Source organism: Enterobacter wuhouensis (assembly GCF_004331265.1).
Lineage (GTDB): Bacteria > Pseudomonadota > Gammaproteobacteria > Enterobacterales > Enterobacteriaceae > Enterobacter > Enterobacter wuhouensis.
This window is the reverse complement of the sequence record NZ_SJOO01000002.1, coordinates 447,623-461,458: the sequence shown is the minus strand read 5'-3', so window position 1 is coordinate 461,458 and position 13,836 is coordinate 447,623. Positions and strand designations below refer to the sequence as shown.

Genomic DNA, 13,836 nt, shown 5'->3' with positions numbered 1-13,836 from the left:
CTCTGTTAGCCAGCCATCCCAATCAGTTCCCTCATCGGAACCGGCCTGCACAGGTGATAGCCCTGCAAAAAATCACACGCTTTCGTGCGCAGATAGTCGGCCTGGCATTGGGTTTCGACGCCCTCGGCAATAATCCTCAGATGCATATTCTTCGCGAGCGCGATCAGGCTGTCCACGAGACGGGTATCGCCATTTTCACCGATTTGGCCAACGAACAGTTTATCGATTTTGATGAACTCAGGCTCCAGGGCGTAAATATAGGAGAGGTTCGAATACCCCGTACCAAAGTCGTCCAGCGCAACGGAAATACCGGATTTTCGCAGTACGGCAAACCACTCGCTCAGCTGCGGGGTGAAATGCAGCGGATGCCTCTCCGTGATTTCAATAACCAGCTGCACGCGGCTGTCGGCGAATTTTTGCAAAAGCTCAACCGTGTCCGATTCAAAGCGCGGATCGAGGCAGTTGTAGGGGCTCAGGTTAAGATTAATGTACAGGCCATCAGGGAAAAGATGGATGTGGTGCTCGAGATCGGCAATCACCTGTTGAATGAGCTGATGCGTCAGCGGGGCGATGAGGTTGCGTTCTTCCGCCAGAGCGATAAAGGTATCCGGCGCAACGTTGCCATACAGCGGATGCCTCCATCTGGCCAGGACTTCAATGCCTGCAAGAGTGCCCTTCTGGCTGTCGAAGAAGGGCTGATAGACCGGCCGGATTTGGCGCTGAGCAATGGCCTTGCTCAGCGTTTTTTCCGGTGCACGGGTAAAAAGACGCGTCATCAGAATTTGACCCAGTCGTTAGGTTCTTTGGCCGACGGGTGCTTCAGGACGGCAGCGCTGCTTTGCGGACGTTTTTGCACGCGAGCGGTTTGATCGTTCGAGACGCGGAAAATCGAGACGACGTTTTCGAGCTGAACGGCCTGATCCTCAAGCGAGCTTGCCGCCGCGGAGGATTCTTCCACCAGCGCGGCGTTTTGCTGGGTGGTGGTGTCCATTTCGGCCATCGCCTGCGCAATCTGGGAAATACCGCGACTCTGTTCGTCGGTAGCGGCGGCGATTTCGTTCATGATGTCGCGGACCTGCGCCACGGAGGTTTCGATTTTGGTCATCGCATCACCCGCGCTCTCCACCAGGCTAAAACCGGTATCGACATGCACGACGGACTCGTTGATCAGGTTCTCAATCTCTTTTGCCGACTGGGCGCTGCGCTGCGCCAGGGTTCGCACCTCGGCGGCGACCACGGCGAAGCCTTTCCCCTGATCGCCCGCGCGGGCGGCTTCAACGGCGGCATTCAGCGCGAGAATGTTGGTCTGAAACGCGATGCTGTTAATGACGGTGGTGATTTCTGAAATCCGGTGCGAGCTGCTGCGCACGTTTTTCATGGTATCGATCACCTTCAGTGAAATCTGGCTCCCTTCAGTCGCGTTCTGCGACGCTTCATCCGCCAGCAGTCGGGCATGGTTGGCATTTTCCGCGTTCAGCGCCACGGTCGAGGTAAGCTCTTCCATGCTGGCGGCCGTTTCCACCACGGCGGCAGACTGCTGCTCCGTTCTGGCTGAAAGATCCATATTCCCGGCGGCAATTTCCGAGGACGAGCGGGCAACGCTTTCCACGCCGTCATGCACCTCGCGGATAATTTTCTTGAGATTGTCATTCATGGTGGAGACGGCGCGCATCAGCAAGCCCAGTTCGTCAAGGCGAGTGCTGGCGAGCGTGCTGGTCAAATCGCCCCGGGCGATATTCTCGGCAACGTGCAGCGTTTCATTCAGCGGGCGAGTAATCGAACGGGTGATCGCCAGCGCCAGCAGCATGCCCAGCACGATACCTATGGCGGCGACAATGCTCATTTGCGTCTGAATACTGTCCACGGTATCAAACACTTTTTGCTGCTGTCGGGTAAACATGGTCTGAATGGCGTCCGTCAGCGCAACCGCATTAGCGGTTAACGCCTCCGACAGCGTGGCCTGCTGCTGCCAAACGTTTTTATAGTTGTCCACCTCGGCAGTGATGCGCTTCATCTCCTCAATGCCTTCGAGCACCCATTCTTTCCCATCGTCAGGCAAAAGCGGCAGCAGCTTACCGGAGTCGGTAATTCCCGTACTGAGACGCGCGAGTACCGCCTGGCGCAACGCATCCGTCGGGTGTTGCTTATACAGAGACACCTGCGAGTCGATATCGCTCATAATGAACGCCACCTGAGACGCCAGCAGTGCCTGCTCCGGCGTCAGCGTCGCGTTACGGCTCAGCCTGGTGGCGATTTCTGAGTTATCGCACAGGCCCTGCGTATTGAGTTTCGCCTCGCTCTCTCTCTTTTCGTTTAGCGCGGCGGTAAATAACGACAGGGTTTTAACGTAGCTGTTCACGGCGCGCCCGGTGGCGTCAACGGTGCTTTTCCCGTCTGAGGTCCAGTCAAACTTTTCCAGCTCGGTCACCGTTGCCTTCATGCGCTGGGCGGCGGCGTTCGTCTTGTCCAGGTACTGCCGATCCAGCGTGTACTGATAGCTGGTGCGGTTGAGGCGCACGGCAGAAAGCGCGTTAAACAGATCGGTGGTATGACCGTTTTTATCGACTTTATCCTGGACGTTGTACAGCCCAAGTAACCCCGTAACGAGAATAGCCGACGTCACCAGCAGTACGGCAGTAAACCCGAAAAATAATTTCTTGCTGACTTTTAAATTATTAAAACGATTAAATATATTCATAGGTTTTTTCCAGTCTCGGCGATCGCCGAGAAACAGTGCTATCGTCACTAACGGAGTAATAAAACGCGTTGAAAATGAGATAAAAAAAAGCCCCTCGCACGGACGTGCTCAGGGCAAAACCTGGGTTGACATCACTCACTCAGGCTATCTGTCTTCTCCTCTTTTTTAACGGAATGAGCCGGGAGTTCGCTCATCCTGTAATATACCGGGATGACGTCCGGATAATTAATAATGTAACCGCGCCCTCTAATATTGCGGATGAAATCATCGGGCAGTCCAAGCAGGCTGAGTTTATTGTTTAGATTGTGCAGGACCTGCCATAATCGTTGGGTTGAGGGGCTCAGGTCGTGAGCCTCCCATATCTCTTCAAACAGTTCCTCTTTTGAAACGGGCTTCGTTCTGCCATTCATCAACAAATAAAGGAAAAGCCGCAGCATTGTTTCGTTAAAATAAATGGATGCAAAGGCAATGCTTTTTTCAGTATGGCTCCCGGAGAGTCGGTACAGCCTGCGATTAGAAATGTCGAAATGAATTTCATCACCAATCATGAATCCATATAGACGATAACTCATGTCTTATACCTATATTCAATTAAACCAGGGAGCAACCCTGCATATAAGCGTTGAGATAATCCATACCTTTTGTGTGGAGGATTATATTGCCGCTATCAATGCTTTCCAATACGCATCCTTATGCGCTATGAGAAACTGGCTATGTAACATGCGCTCATGGCGTATTTGTCGATGTAAGCTGTATTTTTAGCGCAAAAAACTACCCAAACGCAGATTATCTTTCATTTGTTTTAAAATTAAATACGCGATCGATGCCTCAATATAAAAGTGCAAAATTTTAAAAACTATCAGCATATCTGCCTGTCCTGGCGGGCTGGCTTTTGCACGTCAGGTTAATCCTTTGCGATGTCACTCACGTTACGAGGTCTGAGCAACAAAGTGGAATGAAGTTAAATGATTTATACTGATCGTATAGAGGCGCAGAGCGGACTAAAAATGCAGGATAGCGCATTGTTTAAAAGTCAATGCGTTGATAAATAAAAATAAAATCCTGAATCAGAAACTGAATACGGACGCGGTAATATAACAACGATGAATATATTTCACCCTTGTACCTTACCGGCAGGTGCCCCATGAAGCCGGCCTTTCTGATTAATGGCTCCGTGTTGTTTGAGCCAGATAAGCGTCGGCTGGGCCCGCTTGCGGGCTACCCGGAACATGCGGTCTTGCTGCACGGCCCGGTCAGTGAGTGCTTGCTGCAACTGCTTGAACATAACGGAGAGGTACTCACGCAACGCTATCTGTTTGCTGCAGTATGGGAAAAACAGGGCGCGGTCGTGACCACCAATGCGCTGTATCAAACCATCGCCTCAATCCGTAAGGCGTTAAAAACCGCCGGTCTGGCAGAAAATGTTGTACAGACGGTGCCTAAAGAGGGTTTTAAGTCAATTGCGCAAATTGAAACGGGCACCCTCCAGGACTTTATCGATTCGGCTGTTCCTGTGCCAGCCGAAATACCTTCTCAACGTCACGCTTCGTCTTATTCACTCATCGCCTATTTACTGGCTGGACTGCTGTTTATCGTCTCTTGCTCGGTGTTATATTTCCAGCTTGAGGGGCAGCGCGCGAATTTTGATGATTATCAATACGTGGGTAAAATCAAGGGATGCGAAGTGTATTCATCCTGGCATGATGAAATGAGAAGCCGGAGTGCGTTTATTGCCCGTGACGGGCGTTATCCCATTCAGTGCCGCTCGGGCGGCGTGGCTTATATCACGCTCAATCGTTTTCAGAATGGCACCTCGGTGATGATATGCGATAAAAAACTGAGCAATGACGACGCTCAATGTGATGCCATTGTCTATCGGGAGCAATATCATGAGAGTGAATAGCCTGATTGTGCGCTGGCTGGTTATAACCCTGGCGATTATTGCGCCACTGCTTTACGCCTGGTATCTCAATGACCAGAAAAATCATTTTACCTGCGAAAGTCACTTAACGATCGTCGACAATGACTGGCGGGTTGATTCCATTATGACCTTTACTTTTAATAATGGCACCGGCAGTTATGATACCACCGGGGAATATACCGAGGCGGGCCAGCAGCCTGTCACCATCAGCAATAAAATCGCTTTTAACTACTGGTATGAAGATGGCAGGGTTATTCTGGTCGCCAGCGAAACGAATGAACTGCCGAAAAAAGACGAACCTTTCCGCCATGATATTCCTGATTTCTTCCACCATCGCGACAGCGGCATCAGCATACAAATTATGCCGGTAAACGGCCACAGCTACCTCTTTAGCTTTGGTAATTCGCCCACGTTTTACTGCACCAAAGACTGAGCGGGAATACCCCTTTTCATCGCACTCCTTTTAATTTAATGCCTTAGGCATATTTACACTTGATCATACAAAGATAATGAGTATAGTTCTCATTCTCTTTAGTGTTTGCGGGCGCCGACGGATATTTCCCGCATCAACAGTGAGCAGATCTCACACGGAACACTGGGTATGACGGTGGAACCTGCTCTGGCTTGACAGCCTGCCAACACAACCATAATCGCAGCCGCATGCGACGCAGATCCCCGCCTGACTCTCTTTAAACGGTAAAGGATGTTCCTGATGACCAAAAAACTGTCCGCGCTGGCGCTGCTCGTCGCTGCTTCACTTTCCGGCTGCGCTGCCCGGCACGCCGCCCCCGCACCTGACGTCCAGAAAACCGTAACGGCTCCGGCAGAAACCGGCGTCCTCAAGCGCGAGCTCGCCGACGGCCTGTACGAAATGGTGCTGAACCAGAAAGGTGACGCGCTGTTCGTTGCCAGCGCTGAAGGCTTCAAGGATGTGCAGGGTGGGGTGATCTACAAGCTCGATCCCACCACGCTGAAAACCATTGGCCGCAGCCATACCGATCTGAAAAACTTTGCGATGACCCTCTCCCCGGACGGGCAGACGCTCTACGTCACCAACTCGCTGGACGGCGGCATTAGCGCTATCAATACGGCTGACGGCAAAATCAAAAAACGCCTGATGTTCACCGAGCGCAACAAAGAGGGGTTCCCGTTTGGCGCGCGTGAAATTTTGCTCCATGAAGGCACGCTGTACGTTGGCGGCGTGGGCGATCCGGGCGTGATTTGGGTGGTTGACGCAGAGACGCTGAAGCTGAAAAAAACCATCAAGAATGCCGGCCAGTGGGTCACCGGGCTGCTGTGGTCTGAGCAAACCGATCGTCTGTATGCGGCGAACGGCGGCGGTGAGATCCTGGTGATCAACCCGCACAGCAACAAAATCGAAAAACGCTGGAAGCCGCTGGGCGACAAGCCTGCGCTGCTGCTGAACCTGGCGGAAGACAACGCCACCGGGCGTCTGTTCGTCACCGATAACTCCAAGGCGAAAACTACGCTGGTGCTGAATATCCATACCGGGGAGGTAATCAAACAGCTGGATGTGGGCGATTCGCTGGCGGTGAAGTTCAACGCCAAACGCAACGAGCTTTACATCACCCAGCGCGAAAGCGGGAAACTGCTGAGCCTGGACGCTACCTCCTATGCAGTGAAGCAAACCTGGGAGCTGCCGCCGAATCCGAACAGCCTGCTGCTGTCGGCGGATGGCCAGACGCTCTACGTCACCGTGAAGCAGGCTTTCAATAAAGACCACTCGACTAACGGGCCGGACAGCGTCGTTCGCATCGCACTTAACTAAATTCTCAGGCCCGGCAACGGGCCATTTTTGCGCGCTTTTTTCATGAGTAACGTATGAACAACACCACAATGCACAAAACGCTGCTGGCGCTCGCCGTTGGCGCGGTTACGCACTCCGCCTTTGCGGCGGAGACTAAAAAAGAGGACACCCTTGTTGTCCAGGCCGCACCTGCCGACGATTTCAAACCCGGCGGCGACCAGCTCGTTCCGGCCTTCCTCGACGGACAGGTGGCGAACGGCGGGCGCATGGGCATGCTCGGCCAGCAAAACGCCATGGACGTCCCGTTCAATATCATTAGCTACACCTCGAAGCTGGTGGAAGACCAGCAGGCGAGAACCATTGCCGACGTTCTGGCGAACGACGCGGGTGTTCAGAACGTACAGGGCTATGGCAACAACTCCGAAACCTACCGCATTCGCGGCCTGAAGTTTGACGGCGACGACATGACCTTTGGCGGCCTGTCCGGCGTGCTGCCGCGTCAGGTGGTGGATGCACAGATGGTCGATCGCATTGAGGTCTTTAAAGGCGCCAACGCCCTGATGAACGGAGCGGCCAGCTCCGGCGTTGGCGGGATGATCAACCTTGAGCCTAAGCATGCCGGCGATACGCCGCAGGCGAAGGTGGGCGTCGACTACACGTCCGATTCTCAGATTGGCACCACGCTGGATGCGGGACGCCGCTTTGGTGACAATGACCAGTTTGGCGCGCGCGTGAATCTGGTGCATCGCGAAGGCGAAGCGCCGGTTGCTAACGATCGCCGCCGCACCACGCTGCTCTCCACCGGGCTTGACTATAAAAGTGACAGCTTCCGCACCTCTCTGGACGTGGGCTATCAGAAGAAATCATTCCACGGGAGTGAAACCGGAGTAAATATCTCCGCCGTTGATTTCATTCCTGAGCCGCCAAAAAACGATCGCAACTATTCCCAGAAGTGGGCTTACAACGATATCGAAAACGAATTCGGTATGTGGCGCAGCGAATACGATATTACCGACAGCTGGACGGCCTACACCGGGCTTGGCGCGCAGCACGCCCATGAAGAAGGTTTATACAGCGGTGCTAAGCTGTGGAAAAAAGACGGCACGGCGACGGCGACGCGCCTGGACACAAATCGTATTAGCGACTCCGTCAGCGGAATGGCGGGGATTCGCGGTAACTTTGATACGGGCTTTGTATCGCATAAGGTCAACGTCGGTTACTCGGCGATGACCAAAAACGAAAAAATCGCCTGGAAAATGTCGGCTGCGGCGGATAATCCGTATACCAACATCTACCATAATACGGGCGTCAACGCGCCTGACAGCACCAACTTCAACGGCCTCGGCGGGAAATATAGCGATCCGCTGACCAGCGGCCGCACTCGTACTCAGGGCTGGCTGTTGAGCGATACCCTGGGCGTGCTGGATGATAAACTGCTGTTTACCGCAGGCGCGCGCCACCAAAAGGTGGTCATTCGCGGTTATGACAAACAAACCGGGCTGGAAAATAAAGGCGACTCCTTTGACGGCAGCCGCTGGATGCCAACCTACGGCGTGGTTTACAAAGTGCTGGATGAAGTTTCACTCTACGCCAACCACACCGAAGCGCTGCAGCCGGGTAAAACCGCGCCTAACACCGCCACCAACTACGGTCAGAGCACCGGAATCGTTCACTCTAAACAGAACGAAGTGGGCGTGAAGGCAGATTTTGGCCGCGTGGGCGGTTCACTGGCGCTGTTCGAAATCAAAATGCCCTCCGCTATTCTCGACAGTCAGACCAAGCACTACGGTCTGGATGCGGAGCAGCGTAACCGTGGCGTCGAGCTGAATGTTTTCGGCGAGCCGATGCTGGGCTTGCGTCTTAACGCTGGCGCGACCTGGCTGCAGGCGGAGCTGACCAAAACGAACAACGGCGTGAATCAGGGGAACAAGGCGATTGGCGTGCCGAGTTTCTACGCTGTGCTGGGCGCAGAATACGACATCAAGCCTATTGATGGCCTGACCGCAACGGCGCGCGTGAACCACTCGGGATCGCAATACGCTGACCTGGCGAATACCAACAAGCTGGACAGCTATACCACGCTGGATCTGGGCATGCGCTATCGCTTCGCCGTGATCCACAACCAAAATCAGATGACCCTTCGCGCGGGCATCGAAAACGTAACCGATGAAAACTACTGGGCGGCGGTTGACGATACCGGCACCTACCTTTCTCAGGGCGAACCGCGCACCTTTAAGGTTTCGGTTGGCTACGAGTTCTAAGCGTTCCACCCTCGTTATCAGGGGCAGGGATGCCCCAATCCCTTGCTACCACCAGCATGAAGTGTTAAAACGTGCCCCTTCTAAAAAAGAGACAGGGGTAGGACGTGAAAGACGCGTCATCCGCTTCAGCCAACGGTAGCGCTGAAGCCTCGTCGGATCAGAATCCGACGCTGCAACGTGGTTTGCAAAATCGACATATTCAGCTTATTGCCCTCGGCGGCGCCATTGGTACCGGGCTGTTCCTCGGCATCGGCCCCGCCATTCAGATGGCTGGCCCGGCGGTTCTGCTGGGTTACGCTATCGCGGGGATTATCGCCTTCCTGATCATGCGCCAGCTCGGCGAGATGGTCGTTGAAGAGCCGGTGTCAGGCTCGTTCGCGCACTTTGCCTATAAATACTGGGGCCCGTTCGCAGGCTTCCTGTCCGGCTGGAACTACTGGGTGATGTTCGTGCTGGTGGGGATGGCGGAGCTGACCGCCGCAGGCATCTACATGCAATACTGGCTGCCGGACGTCCCTACGTGGATCTGGGCAGCGGCCTTCTTCATCATCATCAACGCCGTTAACCTCGTGAACGTGCGCCTGTATGGCGAAACCGAGTTCTGGTTTGCGCTGATCAAGGTGCTGGCGATTATCGGCATGATCGGCTTTGGCCTCTGGCTGCTGTTCTCCGGCAACGGCGGCGAGCGCGCCACCATCGACAACCTGTGGCAGCACGGCGGCTTCCTGGCGACCGGCTGGAAAGGGCTGATCCTCTCCCTGGCGGTGATCATGTTCTCCTTCGGCGGATTAGAGCTGATAGGGATCACCGCGGCCGAAGCGCGCGACCCGCACAAAAGCATCCCGAAAGCGGTCAACCAGGTGGTATACCGTATCCTGCTGTTCTACATCGGTTCGCTGGTGGTCCTGCTGGCGCTCTATCCGTGGGTGGAAGTGAAGTCCGACAGCAGCCCGTTCGTGATGATTTTCCACGACATGAACAGCAACCTGGTCGCATCGGCGCTGAACTTCGTCATTCTCGTGGCGTCGCTCTCGGTCTATAACAGCGGCGTCTACTCCAACAGCCGCATGCTGTTTGGCCTTTCCGTGCAGGGGAACGCGCCGAAGTTCCTGACCCGCGTCAGCCGTCGCGGCGTGCCGGTCAATTCGCTGCTGCTTTCCGGGGCCATAACCTCGCTGGTGGTGCTGATTAACTACCTGCTGCCGAAAGAGGCCTTTGGCCTGCTGATGGCGCTGGTTGTCGCCACGCTGCTGCTGAACTGGATCATGATCTGCCTGGCGCACCTGCGCTTCCGCGCGGCGATGCGCCGAAAGGGACGCGAAACGCAGTTCAAAGCGCTGCTCTATCCGGCGGGGAACTATATCTGCATCGCCTTCCTGGCGCTGATTCTGGTGCTGATGTGCACCATGGATGAGATGCGTCTTTCCGCGATGCTGCTGCCGGTGTGGGTGGTGTTCCTGTTCGTGGCGTTTAAGCTCTCGCGCAAAAAGTAGCACGGTTTTCTCCCTCTCCCCGTGGGAGAGGGCCGGGGTGAGGGCACCAGGCCGCACCAAACCAGACCGCACCCGCCTTCACGCCCGGTGGCGCTACGCTTACCGGGCCTACAAAATCCCAAATCACCTCCAGCTCAACCTTTATCGTGACCTCCCTCCCAATTCCGTTTTGATCCACAGGATCTTTATTTTGTAATCGATTACTTTTCATTTGAACTCTTTTTGTAATCGATTACTTTTTCTGGGTGAGGCTCATCATGGTGTCAACAACTGAAAGTAGTGGAAAGGCGATAGCACAGCACCGGATGCTGGTTCCGCGTCTGTCGCTGATGATGTTTCTGCAGTTTTTTATCTGGGGTAGCTGGTCGGTCACGCTCGGCCTGGTGATGACCCAGCACAACATGTCTCTGCTGATTGGCGACGCGTTTTCCGCAGGGCCAATCGCGTCTATTCTCTCGCCGTTCGTGCTCGGGATGCTGGTGGACCGCTTCTTCGCCTCGCAGAAGGTGATGGCGGTGATGCATCTGGCGGGCGCGGCGATCCTCTGGTTTGTGCCGGGGGCGCTCGTTGCTGAAAACGGCGCATTGCTCATCGGCCTGCTGTTTGGCTACACGCTCTGCTACATGCCGACGCTGGCGCTGACCAACAACATCGCGTTTCACAGCCTGGCGAACGTCGATAAGACCTTCCCTGTGGTGCGCGTCTTTGGGACCATCGGCTGGATCGTGGCGGGCATTTTCATCGGCGTGACCGGCGTGGCGTCCAGCGTCACCATCTTCCAGGTGGCGGCGGCCAGCTCCGTGCTGCTGGCGCTCTACAGCCTGACGCTGCCGCACACGCCTGCTCCGGCGAAGGGGCTGCCGGTAAAGGTGCGCGATCTGTTCTGCGCGGATGCCTTCGCGCTGCTCAAAACCCGCCACTTCTTCGTCTTTTCCGTCTGCGCGATGCTGATCTCCGTTCCGCTCGGCACCTATTACGCCTACACCGCCTCATACCTGGCGGATGCCGGCATTGCCGACGTCAGTACCGCCATGTCCTTCGGGCAGATGTCGGAAATCTTCTTCATGCTGGTCATTCCGCTGCTGTTCCGCCGCCTGGGCGTGAAATACATGCTGCTGATCGGCATGCTGGCGTGGTTCGTGCGTTACGCCATGTTCGCGCTGGGCGTGAGCGAGGAGGGGCGCTTCCTGCTCTATATCGGCATCCTGCTGCACGGCGTGTGCTATGACTTCTTCTTTGTGGTGGGCTTTATCTATACCGACCGCGTGGCGGGCGAAAAGGTGAAGGGCCAGGCGCAGAGCATGATCGTGATGTTCACCTACGGCATCGGCATGCTGCTCGGCTCGCAGATTTCCGGCGCGCTCTATAACCGTCTGGTGGCGGGGCAAACCGTGCCGCAGGCGTGGGTGACATTCTGGTGGATCCCGGCGGTGGCTGCCGCGGCGATCGCGCTGATTTTCCTTCTCACGTTTAAGTATGACGATGACAAGGCGTAACGTTCAGGAGGTGGTATGAGGACGATGAAAGGACCCGGCATTTTTCTGTCGCAGTTTATCGGTGCAGAAGCGCCGTTCAACACCCTCGACGGGCTGGCCGGGTGGGCAGCCGGGAAGGGCTATAAAGCGGTGCAGATCCCCTGCAACCATCCGCACATTTTTGATGTGGCGAAGGCGGCCGAGAGCCAGAGCTACTGTGATGAAATCACCGGCAAGCTGGCCGCGCGCGGGCTGGTCATCAGCGAGCTGTCGACCCATCTGGAGGGGCAGCTTGTCGCCGTGAATGAGATTTACAGCGACGCGTTTGACCACTTCGCGCCCGCCGCCGTGCGCGGCAACGATGCGGCGCGACGGGCGTGGGCGACGGAGAAGCTGACGCAGGCGGCGGCTGCCTCGGCCAGGTTAGGCCTGAAAGCGCACGCCACCTTCTCAGGCTCGCTGGCGTGGCCGTTCTTCTACCCGTGGCCGCCGCACAACGAGCAGCGTTTTCAGGAAGCGTTCCAGGCACTGGCAAACCGCTGGCGGCCGATTCTGGACGCGTTCGACGAGCAGGGCGTGGACGTCTGCTTTGAGCTGCATCCCGGGGAGGATCTGCACGACGGCGTGACCTTCGAGCGTTTTCTGGCGCTGGTGGATAACCATCCGCGCTGCAACATTCTCTTTGATCCGAGCCATATGCTATTGCAGCAGATGGACTACCTGACCTTTATCGACATCTACCACGCGCGCATCAAGGCGTTCCACGTGAAGGATGCCGAGTTCAGGGCCAACGGGCGCAGCGGCGCGTACGGCGGCTACCAGCCGTGGATCAACCGCGCCGGGCGCTTCCGATCGCTCGGCGACGGGCAGATCGACTTTAAGGGCATTTTCAGCAGGCTGACCCAGTACGACTACGACGGCTGGGCGGTGCTGGAGTGGGAGTGCTGCCTAAAGGACGGCGAAGCCGGCGCCAGTGAGGGCAGCGAGTTTATCCGCCGCCATATCATCCCGGTCTCCGGGCGCGCGTTTGACGACTTCGCGGCGGGAGGCAGCCATGATTAACGTCGGGATTATCGGCAGCGGGTTTATCGGCCCGGCGCATATCGAGGCGCTTAGGCGCCTAGGTTTTGTGCAGGTGGTTGCCCTGTGCGACGGAACCCTTACTCAGGCGCAAGAAAAAGCGCGCCAGCTTAACGTGCCGCACGCGTACGGCAGCGTGGAGGAACTGCTCGCACATCCCGATCTGCACGTGGTGCACAACTGCACGCCGAACCATCTGCACGCGGAAATTAACCGCAAGATCCTGCGCGCGGGCAAGCACGTGTTTTCCGAAAAGCCGCTGTGCATGACTCCGGACGAGGCGCGCGAGCTGGTGGCGCTGGCGGAGCAGGCAGGCGTGGTGCACGGCGTGAGCTTTGTCTATCGCCAGTTTGCGATGGTGCGCCAGGCGGCGAGCATGATGCGCGCGGGCAGCGTCGGGCGGCTGTTCGCCGCGCACGGCAGCTACCTGCAGGACTGGATGCTGCTGGAAACCGACTACAACTGGCGGGTGGATGCCGCGCTCGGCGGCGCATCGCGCGCGGTGGCGGATATCGGCTCCCACTGGTGCGACACGGTGCAGTTCGTCACCGGGCGACGCATAACCGAGGTGATGGCCGATCTCGCCATCGTCTGGCCGACGCGCAAAGCCAGCGTGTCGGGCAATCAGACTTTTACCCACGATGCGCACGCGCAGTATGAAGACAGGCCGGTCACCACCGAAGACTTCGGCTCGGTGCTGTTCCGCTTCGACGACGGCAGCAGGGGCAGCTTTAGCGTCTCGCAGGTGAGCGCGGGGCGCAAAAATCGCCTGACGTTTGAGATCAACGGCAGCGAGCGGTCGGTGGCGTGGGATCAGGAGATCCCGCAGCGGCTGTGGATCGGGCATCGCGCGCAGGCCAACCAGACGCTCACCGACGATCCGGGCCTGATGAACCCTGACGTGGCCGACAGCGCCCACTTCCCCGGTGGGCATATCGAAGGCTGGCCGGACGCGTTTAAAAATATGATGGCGCAGTTCTACCGCGCCGTTCAGGCGGGGGCGATGGCGGATAAACCGCCGTTTGCGACCTTCCACGACGGCGCGAACGTGATGTATATCATTGATGCGATAGTGAAAAGCCATCAGCAGCAGCGCTGGGTGCGCGTGGCGTATTGACGCGTTGCCCGGTTCGCCGGGCA

General features: G+C 56.5%; 11 protein-coding genes. 8 read left to right on the top strand and 3 right to left on the bottom strand.

The genetic code is table 11. The annotated features are described in order from the left end of the window. Positions 1-5 precede the first annotated feature (5 nt). The 3 genes from E0L20_RS06230 to E0L20_RS06220 form a co-directional block, all read right to left on the bottom strand. Positions 6-776 (bottom strand): EAL domain-containing protein, encoded by a 771-nt coding sequence (locus E0L20_RS06230; RefSeq protein WP_131633187.1) that lies wholly within the window; start codon positions 774-776, stop codon positions 6-8. Further along, positions 776-2,698, bottom strand: coding sequence for a methyl-accepting chemotaxis protein (locus E0L20_RS24180; RefSeq protein WP_131633186.1), 1,923 nt, complete (start codon positions 2,696-2,698; stop codon positions 776-778). The genes E0L20_RS06230 and E0L20_RS24180 overlap by 1 nt, the downstream gene beginning before the upstream one ends. Before the next feature lie 131 nt (positions 2,699-2,829). After that, entirely contained in the window at positions 2,830-3,270 is a 441-nt protein-coding gene (locus tag E0L20_RS06220) for a winged helix-turn-helix domain-containing protein (RefSeq protein ID WP_131633185.1), read from the bottom strand. A 572-nt stretch (positions 3,271-3,842) separates the two neighbouring features. Here E0L20_RS06220 and E0L20_RS06215 point away from each other — a divergent pair. The 8 genes from E0L20_RS06215 (at position 3,843) to E0L20_RS06180 (ending at position 13,813) form a co-directional block, all read left to right on the top strand. Further along, the gene (locus tag E0L20_RS06215) at positions 3,843-4,601 is read left to right on the top strand and encodes a winged helix-turn-helix domain-containing protein (RefSeq protein ID WP_131633184.1); all 759 of its coding nucleotides are present in this window, start codon (positions 3,843-3,845) and stop codon (positions 4,599-4,601) included. After that, positions 4,588-5,052, top strand: coding sequence for a hypothetical protein (locus E0L20_RS06210; protein WP_131633183.1), 465 nt, complete (start codon positions 4,588-4,590; stop codon positions 5,050-5,052). Before E0L20_RS06215 ends, E0L20_RS06210 begins: the two co-directional genes overlap by 14 nt. 279 nt (positions 5,053-5,331) lie before the next feature. Beyond that, the gene (locus E0L20_RS06205) at positions 5,332-6,408 is read left to right on the top strand and encodes a YncE family protein (protein WP_131633182.1); all 1,077 of its coding nucleotides are present in this window, start codon (positions 5,332-5,334) and stop codon (positions 6,406-6,408) included. 53 nt (positions 6,409-6,461) lie between these two features. Then, positions 6,462-8,648 (top strand): TonB-dependent receptor, encoded by a 2,187-nt coding sequence (locus E0L20_RS06200; RefSeq protein WP_131633181.1) that lies wholly within the window; start codon positions 6,462-6,464, stop codon positions 8,646-8,648. Positions 8,649-8,752: 104 nt separating this feature from the next. Then, positions 8,753-10,141 (top strand): phenylalanine transporter, encoded by a 1,389-nt coding sequence (gene pheP, locus E0L20_RS06195; protein WP_131633180.1) that lies wholly within the window; start codon positions 8,753-8,755, stop codon positions 10,139-10,141. A gap of 257 nt (positions 10,142-10,398) precedes the next feature. After that, a complete protein-coding gene (locus tag E0L20_RS06190) occupies positions 10,399-11,637 on the top strand; it encodes an MFS transporter (RefSeq protein ID WP_131633179.1) in 1,239 nt (412 codons plus the stop codon). Between the two features lie 15 nt (positions 11,638-11,652). Further along, on the top strand, positions 11,653-12,678 hold the full coding sequence (locus tag E0L20_RS06185; RefSeq protein ID WP_131633178.1) for a sugar phosphate isomerase/epimerase family protein: 1,026 nt from the start codon (positions 11,653-11,655) through the stop codon (positions 12,676-12,678). After that, complete coding sequence (locus E0L20_RS06180) at positions 12,671-13,813, top strand: Gfo/Idh/MocA family protein (RefSeq protein WP_131633177.1); 1,143 nt, start codon at positions 12,671-12,673, stop codon at positions 13,811-13,813. The genes E0L20_RS06185 and E0L20_RS06180 overlap by 8 nt, the downstream gene beginning before the upstream one ends. Positions 13,814-13,836: the final 23 nt, after the last annotated feature.